Origin of the sequence: Kitasatospora cheerisanensis KCTC 2395 (genome assembly GCF_000696185.1) — a bacterium.
Classification (GTDB): Bacteria; Actinomycetota; Actinomycetes; order Streptomycetales; family Streptomycetaceae; genus Kitasatospora; species Kitasatospora cheerisanensis.
Genome location: NZ_KK853997.1, coordinates 7,755,318 through 7,774,223, shown reverse-complemented (window position 1 = coordinate 7,774,223; position 18,906 = coordinate 7,755,318). Strand labels below are relative to the sequence as shown.

The window sequence follows — 18,906 nt, the reverse complement described above, 5'->3', positions numbered from 1 at the left end:
TGTCGCGGCCGCACGGCGCGTCCCGACCCTATCGTCGTGGGGGTTCCCGACCCGGGGACCGAGGGTGCGTCGAGTGGCCGGGAGTGGCATGGCGACCGGGATTCCCCCGCAGGTGAACGCCCCCGAGGCCCGCGCGGGGCGGGTGCTGCGCCGCTGGAAGCTGTGGCTGATTCCGGGGGTGCTGAGCGCGCTGGTCGCGCTGGTGCTGTCGCTGCTGTACATGGGCGGCATCCTGACGCCGTCCGACAGTCTGCACCGGCTGCCGATCGCGCTGGTCGACGCGGACGCCGGGCCGCCGCTGCCGGGACACTCCGCGCCGCTGGGCGCGGAGTTGGCGGACGCGGTGGCGGCGGGGACGCCGCCGGGCCAGGTGCAGTGGCAGCGGCTGAGCCGCGAGCGGGCGCAGGAGCAGCTGGCCGCGGGCAAGGTGTACGGGGCGCTGGTGGTGCCGGAGGACTTCTCCCGCACGGTGGCCGCGCTGACGGCGGATCAGGCCTCGGCCCGTCCGGTGCTGCTGACGCTGACCAATCCGGGCACCGGGTCGCTGGCCTCCTCGCTGGCCTCGCAGATCACCCAGCAGGCGGCGCACCGGTCCTCGCGGTCGATCGGCGAGCAGTTGACGGCCGCGGTGCCGAACGCCCCGCCGACGGCGCGGCTGCTGCTGGCCGACCCGGTGGACGTGCAGGTGCAGCAGGGGCATCCGATCGCCCGGCACACGGGGCTGGGGCTGAGCGCGTTCTACTACACCCTGCTGCTGGTGCTGGCCGGCTTCCTGAGCGCCAACCTGGTGCACAACGGGGTGGACACGGCGCTGGGTTACGCGGACAGCGAGATCGGCCCGTGGCACTCGCGCCGGCCGACGGTGCCGATCAACCGGACGCAGACGCTGGTGGTGAAGATGGTGATGACGGCGGGCCTGTCGGCCGTCACCACCACGATGATCATGCTGGCGACGGTGGGCATCCTGAACATGGACGCCCCGCACCTGCCGCTGCTCTGGGTGTTCTCGTTCTGCGCCTGCGTGGCGGTCGGCCTCGGGGTGCAGGCGATCAACGCGGCGTTCGGCACGCTCGGCCAGCTGGTCGCGATGTTCGTCTTCATCGCGTTCGCCCTGCCGTCCTCGGGCGCGACGATCCCGCTCCAGGCCACGCCGTCCTTCTACCGCTTCCTCGGCGCGTTCGAGCCGATGCGGCAGGTCGCGGGCGGGGTGCGGGCGATCCTGTACTTCGACGCGCAGGCGGACGCCGGGCTGACCCGCGGCTGGGTGATGATCGCGGTCGGCTTCGTGGTGGCGCTGGTCTTCGGCTTCGCGATGACCCACTACTACGACCGCAAGGGCCTGCACCGCATGGTGCCGTCGCCCTCCTGAAGCACCCGGCAGCGGCGGCGGGCGCGGTACCGCTCCGGAGATCGGGCGCGGTGGCGGGCGCTGTCCTGACGGGTCGTCGGATCCCCCCGCGTCAGGAGGGCAGCGCGGCCTTCCAGCCCCAGGAGGTGCGCCGTTCCAGGCCCGGCAGTTCGCCGCGCCCGGTGCACCACAGCAGCACGGCCGCCGGGTCGCCGGCGGGGGCGTCCGGGAACAGCCGGGCCAGGACGGCGGCGCAGAGCCCGGGCGGCGGGGTCCGGCCGAGGCCGAGGCCGGTGGCGATGTCGTGGGTGTGCAGCAGGATCTCGGCGACGCCCATCGCGGCGAAGCCGCTCGGGTCGGTCGGGCCCCAGTGCCAGGCGCGCAGCCCGGGGTCGGCGGCGGCGAGCGCGACGGCCAGCAGCTCTCCGCAGGCCAGGCTGATCTGCAGGGTGGCGGCGGGGTCGGCGTCCGGACGGACCGTCAGGTCGAAGGGCAGGTAACGGTCGGCGGGCCGGGCGACCAGCTGGCCGGCGTAGGCCAGCAGGTCGTGGCCGATGTGCGCCAGGGTCTCCCGGCACGACCACTCCAGCCCGCCGGCCGGAACGCTCCAGTCGGCTTCCAGGTGCGGGGCGAGGGTGAGGCGCAGCTCCGCGAGGGCGGCGCGCACGTCCTGATGGTCCATCGGGTCATCCTCGCACCCGCACCGCCGGTGGCCTACCGGCGGGCCTGCGGTGGGCCTACAGGTAGGGGCGGGTGATCAGTTCGACGCCGTGGCCGGCCGGGTCGAGCACGTAGACGCCTCGGCCGCCGTGCTCGGTGTTGGTCTCGCCGAGGCGCTGCATCTGCGGGTCGGCCCAGTGCGGGATCTCCCGCTCGCAGAGCAGGGCGTAGGCGCGGTCGAAGTGCTCGTCGTCGACCAGGAAGGCGTAGTGGTGGCGCTGGATCTCCACCGGCGGCTCGGCGAACTGGAGCAGCACGCCGTCGGCGATGGTCAGGTTGGTGAACGGGCCCCAGGACGGCGCCTGTTCGGCCTCCAGCAGCTCCAGGTAGAAGCGTGCCGAGGCCTCGCGGTCCGTGGCGGGGATGATGGTGTGGTTGAAGGCAGCGGGCATGGCGAGGAACCTCGTTCCGAGTCAGGGGTGGGTGAGAAGCCTGGTCGTACCGGGAGCACTGCTCCCGGGACCGGGTGGTCCCCTGACCGGTGGGCGCCCCGAGGACGCCCGGGGTGGGCTCAGTCGCCCACCGGGTCGCCGATCCGTGCGTGGCCCATGGCCGTTCCGGTGTTCACCCGCACACCGTACGCAACGCCCCGTCCCGACGGCAACGGGTTTTCCCCGGGTGGGCGGACCGCCCTTGCCCTGCGCCGGGCGGAAAACCACGGGTGCCCGGCCCCGGGTCGGCCGTACCCTCGCCCGCATGGCTGACGAGTGCTTCACCGATCCCCGGCTGGCCGCCCTCTACGACGTGCTGGATCCGGACCGCAGTGACCTGGTCCCCTATCTCGCCCTGGCGGACGAGCTCGGCGCGCGCAGCGTCCTCGATCTGGGCTGCGGCACCGGCGTGTTCGCGCTGCTGCTGGCCGAACGCGGCCACCGGGTCACGGGGGTGGACCCGGCGGAGGCGTCCCTCGCGCTGGCCCGCGCCAAGCCGGGCGCCGAGCGGGTCCGTTGGCTCTGCGGCGACGGGACCACGCTGCCGCCGCTGCGGGTGGACCTGGTCACCCTGACGGCCAACGCGGCCCAGGCGATCACGGATCCCGGCGACTGGCGCGGCACCCTGCGGGGCGTCCGGGCCGCGCTGCGCCCGGGCGGGCACCTGGCGTTCGAGACCCGCGACCCGGCGCGGCGGGCCTGGGAGGAGTGGAACCGCGAGGCCACCCACCAGGTCGACGAGGTGCCCGGCGTCGGCCGGGTGGAGACCTGGGCGGAGCTGCTGGACGTGTCCGGGCCGCTGGTGACGTTCCGTTGGCACTACGTCTTCGGCGCCGACGGCGCCCGTCTCGTCTCGGACTCCACGCTGCGTTTCCGCGAGCGCGCCGAGGTCGCCGAGGACCTGCGGGCGGCCGGGTTCGAACTCCTGGAGGTCCGCGACGCGCCCGACCGTCCGGGCCGCGAGTTCGTCTTCCTGGCCCGCCGTCCGTGACCTGCCGTCAGGACGTCCAGGGATCCTCCAGCACCGGGATGCACGGGGACAGCAGGGCGTCCTGGTGCTCGCTCACCCGGCCCCGGACCATCCGGTGCACCACGAACCCCTCGGGGTGCGCGCGGTCCTCGTCGTCGTGGACGTACAGCAGCCCGTAGGAGCCGGGGGCGCGGGCGCCGACCTCGCGGAAGAACTCCGGGATCCCGGGGTCGCGGTGGTTGGCGAACCCGGCCAGCTGCACGAACGGTTCGCCGTTGATCCACCGCACGTCGAGCAGCCCGTGCCCGCCGACCTGCCGGGCCCGTTCCTCGATGCCGGCCACCAGCCGCCGCAGGCGCGCCCGCTCGGTGGTGAAGTCCTCGTCGTCCTCCGCCGCGGCGCTCTCCCGGACGGTCACCCAGCCGTGGTACTCGAACATGTCGCGCGGCCTACTCCCCGCCGCCGAGCGGCCGCAGCGGGCCGCCGAGGGTCACCGGGCCGAGGACGGGCGGGAGTTCGCGGACGGCGCGGGCGACGGCCTCCCGCGCGGTCGGGTAGCTGCCGAGGTCCGGGGCGCCCAGACCGGTGCCCACCCCGAAGGTGCCGTCGCCGCCCGCCGCCAGGACCGGCCCGACGGCGGCCATGGCGGGTCCGGTGGTGGTGGAGAAGCGCAGCGCCCAGTGGCTGGTGAACGGGAAGAGGACGCGCAGCACGGGCTCGGCGTGGGCGGCCTCGACCAGTTGACGGTGCGTCGGCGCCCACGGGTGGTCCAGTCCGGCCGCCTCGTCCCGCAGGCGCTGCCAGGCGGAGGCGATCAGGCGGGCGACCTCGCCGGGCTGCTCGGTGGGGTCTGCGGGGTGCGGGGTGGTGTCGGGCATCCGGCCATTGTTCCTCAGGGCGGTTCCGGGCCCGCCGCGCACAGCTTCCGCCGGATCAGCGCGGTGAGCGCGGTCCGGCCGGGGCGGTCGTCCTCGCCGTGCTGGGTGAGCAGTTCGCGGTGGGCGGCGTCGTCCTGCCGCTGAAGGCCCGTCAGGCTGGGCAGCAGGGACGGGTCGGCGAGGAACTGAGGTCAAGCTCCACGCTGAAGGCAGGACGAAGAACGCGCACGCCGCGGGCGCCACGAAGGCAACCCGCTCGGTCCGGCCTGGTGCCGGTGGAGGACACGGCCCCGGCCGTCGGGTCAAGGTCGAGCCCGTCCGTTCCTGACTGCCTGTCACCAGCTGGCCACCGGTGGGGACTCGGGGCTGTGCTGCTGCCAGGCCGCGTCGAGGCGGGCCAGCCGGGCGGGGGCGGCGATGCCGCACAGGCCGGCCACCAGGCCGTCGCGCAGTTCCAGCACCACGGCGCCGCGCACCCGGCCCTCGACCACGGCGATCACGGCCGGGGAGCCGTTGACGTGCGCGACGTGCAGCACGGGCGCGCCGCCGGCCAGCCGGATCTTGGCGGGCGTGGGCCGGAACCCGGCCCGCACGAAGGTGGCGATCTGCTTCCGGTCGGTGAGCCGCAGCAGCCGCTTGGCCAGGCCGGCGCCGTCCGAGACGGCGGTGGCGTCGGCGGTCAGCATCGCCACCAGCTGGTCGACCCGCCCGGAGGTGGCGGCGAGCAGGAACTCCTCGACCACCCGGCGGGCGGACGCCGGGTCCGGCTGCCCGTCGTCGCCGCGGCGTTCGGCAGCGACCCGGCGGCGGGCCCGGTGCACGTGCTGCTGGCTGGCGGACTCGCTGATGTCGAGGATCCCGGCGATCTCGGCGTGCGGGTACGAGAACGCCTCGCGCAGCACGTACGCGGCGCGTTCGACCGGCGCGAGGCGCTGCATCACGGTCAGCACCGCCAGCGACACCGATTCGCGCTGCTCGTAGGTGTCGGCGGGTCCGAGCATCGGGTCGCCCTGAAGCAGCGGTTCGGGCAGGTGCTCGCCCGCGGCCCGCTCGTGCCGGGCGCGGGCCGAACGGAGCTGGTCCAGGCAGAGGTTGGTGACCACCTTGGTCAGCCACGCCTCCGGCACCTCGATGCGCGTGCGGTCGGCGGCCTGCCAGCGCAGGAACGCGTCCTGGACGGCGTCCTCGGCGTCGGCGGCCGAGCCGAGCAGACGGTACGCCAGCGAGGCCAGCCGGCCCCGGCTGGCCTCGAAGCGGTCGACGGCGACAGTGTCCATGCACCACAACTTAGGCGGCGCTCCGCACGGGGGCCTGCTCGGGGGCGAGCGACAGGTGGCGCCTGCGGTGGGGCAGGCCGTAGGTCGGGTGGGCGATGCTCCACACCGAGCCCTTGAGCACGCCGGACTTGAACCGGGCGGCGGTCCGGCCGCCCAGGTACCAGGACTTGGCGCGGACCTCGGCGTCGACCATCTGCACGATCGCGTCCCGCTGCCCGAGGCTGATGTGGTTGCCGTAGTACTTCAGCCCGGAGACGGTGACCTCACGGCCCGTCAGCCTGGCGATGATCGCGGCCGTCGCCTGCATGGCGGTCAGGCCGGCCGAGGCGCAGGACATCGGCAGCGGGCGGCCGTTGGCGCCGATCGCGTGGACGCTGTCGCCGGCCGCCCAGACGTCCGGGTGGGAGACCGAGCGCATGGTGCGGTCGACCACCACCCGGCCGTCCGCGGTGACCTCCAGACCGCTCACGGCGGCCAGCGGCTGCACGGCGAACCCGGCTGCCCAGACCGTCACTTCGGCCGGAACGGAGCGGCCGTCGGCGGCGATCGCCACGCCCGGTTCGACGGCGGCGATCGCGGTGTGCTCGTGGACGGCGATGCCGAACCGGGCGAAGGACGCGCGCAGGTGGCGGCGGGCCTTCGGGGACAGCCACGCTCCGAGTTCGCCGCGGGCGGCGAGCGCCACCTTCAGATCGGGCCGGGCCTCGGCGATCTCGGCGGCGGTCTCGATCCCGGTGAGCCCCTCCCCCACCACCAACACGCTTCCGCCGGGGCCGAGTTCGGCCAGCCGCTCGCGCAGCCGCAGCGCCGCGGACAGGCCGGTCACGTCGAACGCGTACTCGGCCACGCCGGGGACGCCGTGCCGGTCGACGGCGCTGCCGAGCGCGTACAGCAGGGTGTCGTAGGTCAGTTCGGCGTCGCCGTCCTCGCCGGTGACGGCGACGGTCCGGCGCTCGGGGTCGAGGGCGGTGACCCGGGCGACCCGGACGCGCACGCCGGTGCCCGCGAACAGCTCGGTGAGCGGGCGGAACCGGACCGGGTGGCCGATGGCGAGCTGGTGCAGCCGCATCCGCTCGACGAACTCGGGGGCGGCGTTGACGACGGTGATCTCGGTGTCGGCGGCGGACAGCCGGCGGGCCAGGTTGCCGGCGGCGAAGGCTCCGGCGTAGCCGGCGCCGAGGACGACGATGCGGTGCCTCATGACGGTGCTCCTGTCTGGTTCGCGTGCCCTCTGAACGGGGCGGCGCACCGATTGCTGACAGGTTCCGGATGTGACCCGGGTCACCACGCCCAGGCCGGGGTGCGCACCGCGGACCGGGGTCGCTGCGGAGCGGGTCGGCGTCAGTGCGGGCGGGTCGGGGCGGGGTCCTCCGGGAGCAGCGGTCGGATCGCGCCCAGGACGGCGCCGATGCAGACCTCGCGCAGTTCGGTGCGGGTGCAGTGCGGGTCGGCGAGCCAGTCCACGCACAGGACTTGGACGAACACCAGCCAGCTCTTCAGCACGCCCGACACGGCCGCGCGGGTGCCGGCGTCGGTGTGCGGGAGGACGCCGAGCAGGCGTTCGCGCAGGGCGTCGAGCTCCTCGGCGATGATCGTCTGGATCAGGCGGTCGCCGGCCAGCACCCGGTTCGCGGCGAGCACGGTGTGGCGGTTCTCGGCGAAGTACTCGATGTGGGCGTCCAGGCCCTCGGTGAGCTGCTCGACCAGCGAGTCGGCGGGGTCGAACCGGGTCTGGGCGAGGAGCTGTTCGGCGACCTGCCGGTAGAGGGCGGCGAACAGGTCGCGCTTGCTCGGGAAGTGCCGGTAGAGCAGCGCGCGGGAGACGCCGGCCCGCTCGGCGACGTCCTCCATCAGCACCTCGTCGTACGGGTGCGCGGCGAAGGCCTGCGCGGCGACGGCGAGGAGCTGGGCGCGGCGGTCGGCGGGGCTGAGGCGTCGTCTGGGAGGCACGCCGCCATGGTACTTGACACGTGTCTACTAACCGGCCGTAGCCTGGTGAGCCTGGTTGACACGTGTCTACTAAACGGGGGCGACGCTGCCATGACGAAGGTCGGAGCACTGCGGGGACTCATGAAGGTCATGGGGTACGCCTGCGCCGCGATCGGGCTCTACCACCTGCTGCTCGGGAACGCGGCGATCCCGGGCGCGACCTCGGCCGGTCCGACGGTCGACAGCCTGGGCCGCTTCTTCGGCGCGATCTTCGCCGGTTACGGCGTCGCCTGGCTCTGGGCGGCCCGGCAGTCGCCGGTCCCGGTGGCCGCCGTCCGTTGGCTGGCCGGGCTCATGCTGCTGGGCGGGCTCGGGCGGATCCTGTCGATCGCCGCCGACGGCTGGCCGCACTGGTTCCAACTGGTGCTGGGCGTGGTCGAACTGGTGCTGCCGCCCCTGTTCTTCTGGCTGGCGCACCCCGCCGCGGCGCCGCACCGACCGGCCGAGGCCTGACCCCGCCCCGCCAACCACGACCGTCCCGCCGCACCGTGAACGGGCGGCCCAGGGCGGCGGTCACCGAAGCGGGTCGGCCCGGGGCGGTGGTGCTGCCGGGGCCGCCGGTGCACCGAGCCGCGGTGCTCAGCCGGCCGGCGCCATCGTCGCGTGCGGCCCCACCGCCGGTTCGAGCAGCGACAACGTCCGCTGCTGCGCATCGAGGCCGACGCGGACGCCGACCGGCATCGGCAGATTCGGGCCGGCATGCCCGAACTCGACGTTGCCCAGGACCGGGATGTCCCGGTCGCCGAGGACGTCGAGGACGATCTCGGGCAGGGTCGGGGACGCGCCGGGCTCGAGTCCGCCGATCTCGCGCGGAACGCCCACGACCATGCCGGAGATCCGATCGAGGATGCCGGAGTGCCGCATCACTTGCAGATAGCTCCACACGTGCGATGCCAGGCCGCCCATCTCCTCCCAGAACAGCACCGCGCCGTCGAACCGTTCGAGCGGCAGCGCGAATCGCGTCGCCTGCGCCAGCACGATCCGGTTGATCACCCCGCCGATCAGCCGGCCTTCGACCCGGCCAGGACGCCAGCACTCCCACGACGGGCTCGCGGGCAGCGCACCGATCGCCTCGGTGCCGGTCAGCAACCTGGCGTAGAGCGCTTCCAGATCCGCGCGGCGCGCCGCGGGCGCAGAGCGCCAGTGCCCGCCGAAGCCGGGGACGGCCATGTCGGCGTGGAAGCCGACCAGGCCCGTGCGCGCGTAGAGCACCAGATGCAGCAGCGAGATGTCGCTGTAGCCGAGGATGGGCTTGGGGTCGGCCCTGATCGCCTCGACGTCGATCAGGTCGAGGTAGCCGAGCGCCGTCTGGCCGCCGTCGCTCGCGACGATCGCGCGCACCTCGGGATCACGCAGAAGACCGTTGAGTTCCCCGGCGATCTCCGCCGGCGTGGCCGCGCTCCACCAGTGGCGGCGTCCCGCTTCGAGCAGCGGAGCCCGACGCACGCGGAATCCCATCCGCTCCAGCACCACGACCGTCTGCTCGACGTTGGGCTCGTAGGCGGCCGGCAGCGGACCGGACAGCGAGGCAATGACCACGAGATCGCCGGGCCGCAGGGCACGCGGTCGAAGCAGTTGAGGCAGTGCCGGACCAGTCATGGCGTCAGTGTCGCCGGTGCCACTGGCGGGGTCACGCGACTTTCTCCGGTCGTCCGCCCCGGCTCAGGCCGTTCCCGCCACGGCGAACTCGTCGAACGCGAACGCGCGGTCGGGGACGCGGTCGAGGCCACGCGCGAAGACGCGCCGCAGGTGGGCCGGCCGCGCCCCGGTGAACGTCTGCGGTCACCGCCCCGTCCGGCGGATCCTGCCGGACGGGCCCTGACCCGCCGGCACCGGCTCCGGGTGCGCCGGTCGGGACCGTTCGGTGTCGGAGGGGCCGAAGGTCACGGTGGCCGCGAGGCCGAGGAGGACGGCGGCCACCACGCCGGCGATGAACCACCCGGACGGGCCGTTCTTGCCGAGGTGGGTGGCCAGGAGCGGGGTGGCGCCGCCCAGGACGGCGCTGGTCAGTGCGTAGGGGAGGCCGATGCCCAGGGCGCGTACGCGGGGCGGGAAGATCTCGGCGAGCAGGGCGGGCAGGACCGTGGTGACGCAGACCAGGTAGACCACGCCGCTGCCGTAGGCGAGCAGCAGACTGGTGAACCGGCCGGTCATGGCGAGGTAGGCCCAGGAGCCGCCGGTGGCGAAGAGCAGGCTCGCCACCACCAGCAGCCGCCGTGGTCCGACCCGGTCGGCGAGCAGGCCGATCGGCACCTGGAGCAGGATCATCCCGGCGGTGGCGCAGACCACGGCCCAGAACATCGTGCCGTCCGGAGCCAGCCGCTGCCCCATCGCCGGTATCACCGAGGTCCAGGTGCTGCCGACGGTCGCCATCCCGGCCACCAGGAGGACGGAGCGCAGGACCTGCTGCCGGTGGGCGCGCAGGACCTCGCGCAGCGGGCTGCGGTCCTGACGGGAGCTCACCTCGCGCCGGAAGACCTCGCTCTCGGTGATCCGGCTCCGCAGCGCCAGCAGGACCAGCCCGAGCACGCCGCCGATCAGGAACGGCACCCGCCAGCCCCAGGTCTCCATCGCGCCGGGGCCCACCAGGCCGGTCAGCATGCCGCCGAGCATCGCGGCGGTGAACGCGCCCGCGGCGGTGGTGAGCGAGAACAGGCTGCCGTAGAGGCCCCTGCGGCGAGGCGGGGCCAGCTCCATCAGGTACGCCGCCGCGGCGGGCCACTCGCCGCCGGAGGCGATGCCCTGGGCGAGCCGGGCGCAGAGCAGCAGCACCGGGGCGAGGATCCCGGCCTGCTGGTACGTCGGGGCGCTCCCGATCAGGACCGAACCGGCCGTCATCAGGAGAATCGCCAGCAGCAGCGCCGGCTTGCGGCCCCGGCGGTCCGCCAGCCGGCCCAGCAGCACGCCGCCGAGCGGCCTGGCCAGCACGCCCACCCCGAGCACCGCGAAGGCACCGAGCAGCGAGGTGGTCGGATCGGCGGAGGGGAAGAACCGCTCCGCGAAGAGCGGGGCGAACAGACCGTACGCCAGCCAGTCGAAGGACTCCACGAAGTTCCCGACCACGGTCGCGGTGACGGCGCGGCGACGTGACCGCACGGCCCCGGGCGAAGGGGCGGGCAGCGGGTGGGGCGGGCCGGCCTCGGTGTGTGGCATGGGTGGGCTGCTCCCGGCGCGGACGATGGGAGGGCTCATGATTCCGGGCCTCGCGTCCGCCGCCTTCTTCCCGATTGCTCTCTCCCCACCGCCGCGCGTCCCGGGCCCCGGTCCACCGACCGGGGCCCGGAGGCGTCGTCAGCGCCGGCTGCCGTACCCGTGCGCCACGATCCGCCGGGCGCCCTCGGTGTAGTAGCTCCGGTCGGCCGGCAGCTCGGTGTCGAGGCAGCTGACGTAGCGGTTGTACATGCAGAACGCGGCGGCGATCAGCACCGTGTCGTGGATCTCGTCGTCCCCCGCGCCCTCCGCCCGGGCGGCGGCCACGGCCTTCTCCGAGACCGGGCGGGCGAACGCCTGGACCTCGGCGGCGACCCGCAGCAGGGCGCGCAGCTGCTCGGAGACCGGCGCGGTCTCCAGGTCGTTCAGGACGGCCGTCACCAACTCCTCGCCGCCGTCGAGCTGCGCGGCGGCGAACGCGCCGTGCGAGTCGGAGCAGAACCGGGTCCGGTTGAGTTCGGAGACGTAGGCGGCTATCAGCTCGCGCTCTCCCCGGGGCAGCGGGGAGGGGCCGCGCAGCAGGACGTTGACGAGCTGGTTCAGTGGCGCGGCGCTGTCGGGGCGGTCGGCCAGCAGACCGCTGATGCCCGGGAGGTCGTTGCCGATGCTGATGTGTGGCACGGTGGTTCTCCTTTACGGGGTTCCGGATGTGACGGCCCGTCGGCGGGGATCCCGCCCGGCACCGTCCGGTGTCTTCTTTCGGGATCGCGGCACGCCGCCGGGGCGCCCCGGCGGCGTGCCGGTGGGCCCGGCACGAGGTCGAGTCCCCGCCCACCGGGCTCCGGCCCAGCCGGCCCCGGGCGTCGGCGTCCGCCCGGACCGCTCGGAGGACCCGGCACCGGGTGCCACGGCGCTCCGACCGTCCGGAGGTCGCACGATCCGCCGGCAGGACCTAGTTGACATTGACCGCCTTCCAGGCCGCGGCCACGGCGGTGGCTTCCGGGGAGCCGTAGAGTTCGGTGGCTGCCAGGAGGGTCGCGGTGCGGGCGCCCTTGTAGGTGGTGGTGGAGGTCATGTAGACGGTCAGGGCGCGGTACCAGATGGCGGCGGCCTTGGTGCGGCCGATGCCGGCGAGGATGGAGCCGTCGAAGGTCGGGCTGTTGTAGGTCACGCCGTTGATGGTCTTCAGGCCGCTGCCCTCGGCCAGCAGGTAGAAGAAGTGGTTGCCGACGGCGGAGGAGTAGTGCGGGTCCTGGCTGCCGATGCCCGCGTACCAGTAGTCCCGCGAGTAGCCGTCCTTGGAGGGCTTGTCCATGTAGCGCAGCGGGGTGCCGTTGTTGTTGAGGTCGAGCTTCTCGGCGATCAGGTAGTCCGGCGGGTCGGCGGGCAGGTCGGCGGACCACTCGACCATGGTGCCGAGGATGTCCGAGGTGGCCTCGTCGAGGCCGCCGGCCTCGCCGGAGTAGACCAGCCCGGCGGTGGCGGCGGTGACGCCGTGCGTCATCTCGTGGGCGGCGGCGTCGAGTTCGGTCATCGGCTTGGCGTTGCCGGGGCCGTCGCCGTAGCTCATGCAGAAGCAGGAGTCGTCCCAGAAGAGGTCGAGCAGGTTGTTTCCGGTGTGGACGCGGCTGGTGATGCCGACGCCGTTGTTCCGGATGCCGTTGCGGCCGAAGGTGTTCTTGTAGTAGTCCCAGGTCGCGGCGGCGTCGAACTGCGCGTCCACGCCCGCCGACTGACGGTTCGACTGGAGGCCGTTGCCGAAGACGTTGGTGGCGCTGGTGAAGATCGGGCTGCCGGCCACGCCGGCGTCGACGGTGGACTGGTTGCCGCGGGTGGCGTCCTTCAGCAGGTAGGTGCCGCCGCTCTGCGTGGTGGTGAGGGTGACGGCGCCGACGTGGACGCCGGTGCCGGTGCCCGTCGCGGTCCGGATGCCCTCGTCGGTGGCGAGCACCGCTCCGGTGCCCGCGTCCGTGATCACCCGCCGGCTGCTCGGGACTCCGTCGGTGCGCACGCCCGCCACCGCCGTCCGGTAGGCCAGCCGCGGGGCGTCGCCGCCGGCCCAGACCACCAACTGCGCCTGCCCGGCGGCCCCGACCTCCGCGAGCGCCGCGCCCTCCGGCCCTGCGGCAGCCCCGGGCGCAGCCCGGACGGCGCCGGTCGCCCCGGCGGCGGCCTGCTCGGCGGAGAGCGCCGGGACGAGGCTCGGCAGCGACAACTGCCCGGCGAAGGCCCGGTCCACGGAGCTGATCGAGCCGTCGGCCCGCTGGTGCACCACCAGGTCGCCGCCGATGACGGGCAGGCCCGCGAAGGTGCGCTCGTAGCGCAGGTGGCGGTCGCCGTCGGCGTCCAGCACCGCGTCCTTGACGATCAGGCGTTCCTGGCCGCCCAGCGCGAGCGCCCTGGCGACCGGGCCGGCCTGGGCCCCGGCCAGCGCGAGCAGGGCGTCACGCTGCTGCCCCGCCGCCGACGCCCCCGCGTACGCGGGGGCGGCCGGGCCGCGGCGACCTGGACGACGCCCGCCAGCAGGGCGGCGGCGGCGAGCACGGCTCCGACTGTCGGCTTTCGCTTCACGTGCGGGGTGTCCCTTCCACGAGACCGCAGGTGCGCGGTCGCGCCGCGCACCGGGGCGCCGGGCTTGGCACCGTGAGGCGGTACGGGCGCTGACGTGCTGCTCCCGCACGCTTCGTGACGGCCCGTCAGGGTGGGGAGGGACGGCCGCCGAACGGGAGGTGGGCAGTAGCATGACAATGCGGACGGTAAAAGGACAGCTCCCGCCCGCACATTGGCCAGGTCCCGCCACCAGCCCCGCCCGACCGCCGGGGATGCCCCACCACCGCCCCGTTCACCGCACTGGCGAGATCCCGCCACCGACCACCCCCTTGCCACCTCCCGAACGGCCTGCTACTGCCCCAGCCACCCCGAGCCCTCGCCTCGCCGGAGCGGAAGGCTGCGGCCGACGTACCGTCAGTTCCGTTGCCGAGAGCGTCAGTTACTTCCGGAATCCGGCCGTCGGCAGTCCGCAGAACCCTCCCCTCCGCCTCCCCCAGACCCTACGATCGACGCGAGGTCAGGGGGCTTGTGGACATTTCCGCGTTGCGCAATCCGTACGACTACCGCAACCCGGTTCGCGACGACGCCGTCTTCGCCGGGCGCGGCGAGGAGTTGGCCGTCCTCGGGTACGAACTGGACCAGGCATGCGTGGACCGGCCGTCGGTGTGCGTCGTCCTGCACGGCCCGCGGGCCGCCGGGAAGACGAGCCTGCTCAATGCGACCGAACGACTGGCCGCGGCACGGAAGTTCACCACGGTGCGGGTGGAGCTGAACGACACCGACCGGGAGCCCGCGGACTTCTTCCGGAAGCTCTACGAGGAGATCGTCGCCGTGGTCGCCGCCGAAGCCGCCGAGGCCGCCGAGGCCGCGGGCACCGCGCCCGTCGGAACGGCGGCGGTGCGGCGGGTGATGGCCGGAGCCGCCGGGGCGGAGGCCGTGGCCCCGCTCGAGTTCCCGGAGGCGGTGGCGCTCACCGGGCCGGGCGGCCGGGTGCCGGAGGCGGCGTTGCGGGCCGACCTCGCGCACTTCGTGGGACTGCTCGGCCATCCGATCGTGCTGCTGGTGGACGAGGCCCAGGTGATCGCCGAGGACGCCCGGGTGCTGTCGATCCTGCGGTTCCTCACCTCGCGCGTCCACGGGCTGGTGCTGGTGCTCGCCGGAACCTCGGGGCTGATCGAGCAGATCACCGAGGTGCACTCGCCGATCCTGCGGCAGTTCAGGGAGATCGAGGTCCGCCGCTTCGTCGAGTGGGAGGACATCCAGAACTGCATGCTGCTACCGCTGCGCAGTGTCGGCCTCCACAGCCACACGTCCGGCGACGTGGTGGCCGCGTTGACCCACCTCACTGACGGCAATCCGTACGAGATCCAGCTGTACTGCCACGAGATGTTCGCCCAGTGGCAGCACGGCATCACCGACGGCATGGAGCTGAGCCCGAAAGTCATCGAAGGCATCCGCTCCCGGATGGAGTCGGGCCGCCGGGACGTCCTCGACCGCCCGCTGATCCGCGCGGTGCGCTCGCTGGAGCGCACCGACCTGATCGCGTTCAACGTGCTCTCCTCGGCGCTCGACCACGCCACGGCGGACGACGCCTGGTTCGCCTACTGCATGACCGGACCGCCGGAGATCACCCGCGCGGACTTCGACCGGACCAGGAAGACCCTGATCGCCGACGGCGTCCTGGCGAACCAGGAGATCCTCGGGTTCGCGATCGAGACCGAACTCTTCGACGAGATCTACGCCCGGCTGTGGACGGCGAGCACCCTCGGGTCCGCCTCCGGCACGCCGTTCACCAGCCGCAACCCCGTGCACGCGCTGATGGTCGACCGGCTCCACCACCTGCTGAAGGGCTTCGCCGGCGGACCGCTGCGGGTCTTCCCCACCTGCTGCCCCGGCATGGCCGCCCGGCACCTCGACCAGGTCTTCGACGCGCTGAGGACACTGCCCGACGGCGGGCCCGACGCCTCCCCGCGGATCGAGCTGCTCCACCACGCCGTCCTGCAGGCGGGCGAACCCGCGAACCTCGACCTGACCACCGTCACCTGCACCTTCGGCAGCCACCGCGTCGAACGCTGGCTGTACTCGGCGGACACGGACGACATCGTGCTGGCCGACCGTCCTGACTTCCGGGCTGCCGCCGAGCAGATCGCGGCCCTGGGCGGCCGGCTCACGGCCCACCGCAGCAGGATCCCGCTGGAGACCTGGCCGGCGGACGACTGGTTCGACAAGGCGACCGGGCCGACGCGGGCCCTGTTGGGCGAATCCCGCCTCGACGCCAGCTACTCGGCGTACGACGCCGGCGACCTGCGCGCCGCGCTCACCCACCTGAAGTCGTCGTTCGATCTCACGCCGGGCTGGGAACAGGCCAACAACCTGACCTACATCAGCCTGGTCGCCGGGCTCGCCGGCGACGCGCGCGGCTGGGCGGGGCACGCCGTCGAGCTGGCCTCCAGTCCGCAGGAGCGCTCGCTCAGCCACTACAACGCAGCCATGGCGGAACTCCTGGACGAGAACCGGACGGTGGCGGCCGCTCAGCTCGCCCGCGCCGCCGAGGTGTTGGAGACCCGCGGCCTGACCACCTACTTCGTCGCGCTGCTGCTCATGCCGGACGCCGCCGACCCGGCCACCCTGCGCGAGGAGACCGGCGCCAACCTGGTCGCGGCCGTGCGGCGCGCACTCGACCTGCTCGATGCCGTTGGGACTGCCCCGGCGGTCGGCGCCGAAAAGCCACCCGTCGGCCGGGCGCCCGTCATCCTGTCCGTGGCCACCGAGTGGTCGTCGTCCCGCGGTGGTCTCAGCACGCTCAACCGCGACCTCTGCCGTGCCCTGGTGGCGGCCGGCGCGCGGGTGTTCTGCGTGGTACTGGACGCCACGACCCAGGAGTCGGAGGACGCCGAGCGGGTCGGCGTCACGCTGCTGCCGGCGCCCCGCATGCCCGGCGCGTCCGAGGACATGCGGCTGGCCAGTCGGCCCGGCCTGCCGGACGGGGTGGTCCCCGACCTGGTGCTCGGGCACAGCCGGATCACCGGGCCGGCCGCGAAGAAGCTCGCGGACGACTTCTTCCCGGCCGCCCGCCGCCTGCACTTCGTGCACATGGCCCCGGACGAGATCGAGTGGTACAAGCCGGACCGGGGCAGCGACGCCGGGCTCCGCGCCGAGGAGCGGACCGACATCGAGCGTGCGCTCGGCCGGAGCGCGCACCGCGTGGTGGCGGTCGGGCCCTGGCTGCACGACCAGTTCCTGGCCGAGTTCACCGACTCCCCCGGCCGTCAGCCGCTGCGCCTCGACCCCGGGTTCGACGTGTTCACCTCGCCGCCGTCGCGCGTGCCGCCGGGCGGCCGTCCGGTCCGGGTCCTGCTGCTCGGCCGGGTCGAGGACGCCCGGCTGAAGGGGCTCGACCTCGCCGCCGCAGCCTGCGGCCGGGCCGCGCGCTGGATGGAGGAGGACGGTCTGCGCGGCGTCCGGCTGCTGGTACGGGGCGCTCCCGAGGCGGCGGCCGAGGAGCAGCGCGCGCAGATCATGGCCTGGGCGGGCAATCCGCGACTCGATGTCGTGGTCCGCGGGTACGCGGCGTCCCGGGACCGCATCGACAACGACCTGAACAGCGCCAGCCTGCTGGTCATGCCGTCCCGCGCCGAGGGGTTCGGGCTGGTGGGCGTCGAGGCGATCGCGCACGGGCTGCCGGTGCTGGTCGGATCGGAGAGCGGGCTCGCCCAACTGCTCCGCGAGACGCTCGGCCGGGAGCAGGCCGACCGGCACATCGTGGCGATGTCCGGCGACGACGAGAAGGACACCGACCGGTGGGCCCGCGCCATCGACCGGAAGCTGCGCGACTGCAACCGCTCGTTCCAGCTGGCGGAGGAGCTTCGGACCGGCCTCGCCGAACGGGTGCGGTGGGCCGAGGCGGCGACGGTGATCCTCGGGGAGGCGGCGGCCCGCTGACCCGGGGTCGCCTCCCCCCGGGTGACCGGACGGGCCGCCCCTCATCGACGAGTCCGCACCCGGCCCGTGGCGTCGCCCCGTGACATGGGCCGGCGGCCTCGGTCAGTGCCCGGCGTGGTGTACGAACACGTAGGTCTCCCGGTCGAGTTCGGTGATCTCGACGCAGAACGCGGCGGGCACCCGGACGTGCGAGCGCAGCAGGTCGGTGACCCGGGCGGACAGTTCGCCGCGGGCCTCGGCGCTGCGCCCGGCCAGGATCTTGATCTCGACCAGGACCACCGCCTCGCCCGACGAGCCGTCACCGACCAGGTGGGTGGCGGCCGGTCGCACCACGGTCTTGCAGTCGGCGGTGCCGGCGTTGATCACCTCGGGGATCAGCTGGTGCACCTCCTTGGCGAAGGCCGTCGCGTCGAAGTCGAGGCCGGGCGAGTGGTCGATCAGGATCTGCGGCATGGCGGGCTTCCTCACCGGACGTTCGACCGCCCGGGGCCTTCCCGGGACGGTGGCGTCCTTGATCGGAGAACATAGCCCCCGCGAGGTCACCCGGGGCGGGCATACTGGCACAATGTCCGACCATCGCCCGCCCGACGCCGTCGAACCGCCGGACCCGTTCGAAGGACTCGTCCTGGACGAGGAGTTCGTCCGCGCCGCCACCGTGAGCGAACCGTCCGCCCGGGCCCGGATGCTGGCCGAGCGCTGGCGGCACGAGCCGCCGGTCGACCCGGGCGGCCGCCGCTGGTCGACGGACGGCCCGGGCCGCTCCCGCCGCTCCCGCCGCCGCGGGCGGCACGAGCTCCCGGGCGGCACCGGCCGGTTCGGGCGGCTGCGCCGGTTCCGCTCGCTCAGCCGGGGCGAGCAGTGGACGGCGGCGCTGGGGCTGCTGATCGTGCTGCTGGTGGTCGGCGGCGTGCTGTTCGAACCGCAGCGGGCGCACACCCCGCAGCTCGCCCGCACCGCCGGCGGTCCCGGCCGGCCCTCGCCCTCGGTCGACCGCGCGCTGCCCGGCGGCGGGACGTCCGCCGGCAGCCGGTGCGGGACGCACGGCTACCACCGCTTCCCGGCGGCGCCGGCCTCGCTGAGCGTCGACGGGTCGTCAGGACCGGCGCTGCTGCTGGCCGCCCACGGCCACCGGGACCTCGACGCAGGCCGGGCCGGCGAGTTCACCTTCGACCTGCGGATCGGTCCGGGCTCCGGCGCGCCGCTGGCGCTGTCCGCGCCGCTCGGCCCGGACGGCGTCGCGGTGGAGATCGAGGGCCCCGACGGCCTGCTGGCCGGGGCGTACGGGCTGGCCGCGACGGTCGAGGGCGCGCCGCACACCCCCGACGGCCGGGGCTGGCTGGTCTCCTCGGCGGGCGCGGTCGCGCACGTGGTGCTCCCCGCCGCGGCGCTCTGCCCGGGCGTGGACGCGCAGGCGCTCGCCGCCGGGCTGGGGCCGCGCACCGACGGGCACAACGTCCTCACCGGCCCCGCGCCGTACACCGTCACGGTCTCGCTGGCCGACCCGGAGGTGGCCGAACTGCGGCGCTCGCTCGGCGTGCAGCCGCAGGGCGAGGTGCTGGCGGTCACCAACCAGGTGCCGGTGCGCGCGTCCAGGCCGGTCTGAGCCCGGCCGTCCTCCCCCTCGGTGCCGACCGGATCCGGCGCCGACGGC

The 18,906-nt window shown here is 74.2% G+C and carries 17 protein-coding genes and 1 pseudogene; 5 read left to right on the top strand and 13 right to left on the bottom strand.

What is annotated here, in order from left to right; translation table 11 throughout:
- The first annotated feature begins 88 nt into the window (after nucleotides 1-88).
- Nucleotides 89-1,369, top strand: a complete 1,281-nt coding sequence (locus KCH_RS34940; RefSeq protein ID WP_035870009.1) for a YhgE/Pip domain-containing protein — start codon at nucleotides 89-91, stop codon at nucleotides 1,367-1,369.
- A 91-nt stretch (nucleotides 1,370-1,460) separates the two neighbouring features.
- Here the strand turns inward: KCH_RS34940 and KCH_RS34935 are convergent, their stop codons facing one another.
- Nucleotides 1,461-2,030: a maleylpyruvate isomerase N-terminal domain-containing protein gene (locus tag KCH_RS34935; protein ID WP_035870006.1), complete on the bottom strand. Its 570-nt coding sequence runs from the start codon at nucleotides 2,028-2,030 to the stop codon at nucleotides 1,461-1,463.
- A 55-nt stretch (nucleotides 2,031-2,085) separates the two neighbouring features.
- Nucleotides 2,086-2,460 carry a VOC family protein gene (locus KCH_RS34930; protein WP_035870003.1) on the bottom strand — a complete coding sequence of 125 codons (375 nt, stop codon included), beginning with the start codon at nucleotides 2,458-2,460 and terminating at the stop codon, nucleotides 2,086-2,088.
- Between the two features lie 304 nt (nucleotides 2,461-2,764).
- Between KCH_RS34930 and KCH_RS34925 the strand changes: the two genes are divergently transcribed.
- On the top strand, nucleotides 2,765-3,490 hold the full coding sequence (locus KCH_RS34925; RefSeq protein WP_035869999.1) for a class I SAM-dependent methyltransferase: 726 nt from the start codon (nucleotides 2,765-2,767) through the stop codon (nucleotides 3,488-3,490).
- Nucleotides 3,491-3,497: 7 nt separating this feature from the next.
- Here KCH_RS34925 and KCH_RS34920 read toward each other — a convergent pair whose 3' ends face one another.
- The 5 genes from KCH_RS34920 to KCH_RS34900 form a co-directional block, all read right to left on the bottom strand.
- Nucleotides 3,498-3,908: an Imm7 family immunity protein gene (locus KCH_RS34920; RefSeq protein ID WP_035869996.1), complete on the bottom strand. Its 411-nt coding sequence runs from the start codon at nucleotides 3,906-3,908 to the stop codon at nucleotides 3,498-3,500.
- Between the two features lie 10 nt (nucleotides 3,909-3,918).
- Nucleotides 3,919-4,347 (bottom strand): DUF6193 family natural product biosynthesis protein, encoded by a 429-nt coding sequence (locus KCH_RS34915; protein ID WP_208866023.1) that lies wholly within the window; start codon nucleotides 4,345-4,347, stop codon nucleotides 3,919-3,921.
- Nucleotides 4,348-4,682: 335 nt separating this feature from the next.
- Nucleotides 4,683-5,624, bottom strand: coding sequence for a sigma-70 family RNA polymerase sigma factor (locus KCH_RS34910; RefSeq protein ID WP_035869992.1), 942 nt, complete (start codon nucleotides 5,622-5,624; stop codon nucleotides 4,683-4,685).
- Nucleotides 5,625-5,634: 10 nt separating this feature from the next.
- Complete coding sequence (locus tag KCH_RS34905; protein WP_035869990.1) at nucleotides 5,635-6,825, bottom strand: NAD(P)/FAD-dependent oxidoreductase; 1,191 nt, start codon at nucleotides 6,823-6,825, stop codon at nucleotides 5,635-5,637.
- Nucleotides 6,826-6,965: 140 nt separating this feature from the next.
- Entirely contained in the window at nucleotides 6,966-7,574 is a 609-nt protein-coding gene (locus KCH_RS34900; RefSeq protein ID WP_035869989.1) for a TetR/AcrR family transcriptional regulator, read from the bottom strand.
- Nucleotides 7,575-7,664: 90 nt separating this feature from the next.
- Between KCH_RS34900 and KCH_RS34895 the strand changes: the two genes are divergently transcribed.
- Nucleotides 7,665-8,066, top strand: coding sequence for a DUF4345 domain-containing protein (locus tag KCH_RS34895; RefSeq protein ID WP_035869985.1), 402 nt, complete (start codon nucleotides 7,665-7,667; stop codon nucleotides 8,064-8,066).
- Nucleotides 8,067-8,192: 126 nt separating this feature from the next.
- Here KCH_RS34895 and KCH_RS34890 read toward each other — a convergent pair whose 3' ends face one another.
- The 5 genes and pseudogenes from KCH_RS34890 to KCH_RS34875 form a co-directional block, all read right to left on the bottom strand.
- Complete coding sequence (locus tag KCH_RS34890) at nucleotides 8,193-9,212, bottom strand: S66 peptidase family protein (RefSeq protein WP_035869984.1); 1,020 nt, start codon at nucleotides 9,210-9,212, stop codon at nucleotides 8,193-8,195.
- Between the two features lie 183 nt (nucleotides 9,213-9,395).
- Nucleotides 9,396-10,709, bottom strand: coding sequence for an MFS transporter (locus KCH_RS34885; protein WP_244305574.1), 1,314 nt, complete (start codon nucleotides 10,707-10,709; stop codon nucleotides 9,396-9,398).
- A gap of 195 nt (nucleotides 10,710-10,904) precedes the next feature.
- A complete protein-coding gene (locus KCH_RS34880; protein WP_035869982.1) occupies nucleotides 10,905-11,444 on the bottom strand; it encodes a carboxymuconolactone decarboxylase family protein in 540 nt (179 codons plus the stop codon).
- Between the two features lie 93 nt (nucleotides 11,445-11,537).
- Nucleotides 11,538-11,670: pseudogene (locus KCH_RS45555) on the bottom strand (IS5/IS1182 family transposase); the annotation flags it as partial.
- A 45-nt stretch (nucleotides 11,671-11,715) separates the two neighbouring features.
- Entirely contained in the window at nucleotides 11,716-13,116 is a 1,401-nt protein-coding gene (locus KCH_RS34875; RefSeq protein ID WP_244305573.1) for a M4 family metallopeptidase, read from the bottom strand.
- Between the two features lie 740 nt (nucleotides 13,117-13,856).
- On the opposite strand from KCH_RS34875, the gene KCH_RS38295 reads away from it, so the two are divergent.
- Nucleotides 13,857-17,255, top strand: coding sequence for a glycosyltransferase (locus tag KCH_RS38295; protein ID WP_051653780.1), 3,399 nt, complete (start codon nucleotides 13,857-13,859; stop codon nucleotides 17,253-17,255).
- 102 nt (nucleotides 17,256-17,357) lie between these two features.
- Here KCH_RS38295 and KCH_RS34865 read toward each other — a convergent pair whose 3' ends face one another.
- A complete protein-coding gene (locus tag KCH_RS34865) occupies nucleotides 17,358-17,708 on the bottom strand; it encodes a 5-carboxymethyl-2-hydroxymuconate Delta-isomerase (protein WP_035869979.1) in 351 nt (116 codons plus the stop codon).
- Nucleotides 17,709-17,820: 112 nt separating this feature from the next.
- Here KCH_RS34865 and KCH_RS45550 point away from each other — a divergent pair, with 112 nt between their 5' ends.
- The gene (locus KCH_RS45550) at nucleotides 17,821-18,858 is read left to right on the top strand and encodes an SCO2583/SCO2584 N-terminal domain-containing protein (protein WP_063750237.1); all 1,038 of its coding nucleotides are present in this window, start codon (nucleotides 17,821-17,823) and stop codon (nucleotides 18,856-18,858) included.
- The last annotated feature ends 48 nt before the right edge of the window (nucleotides 18,859-18,906 follow it).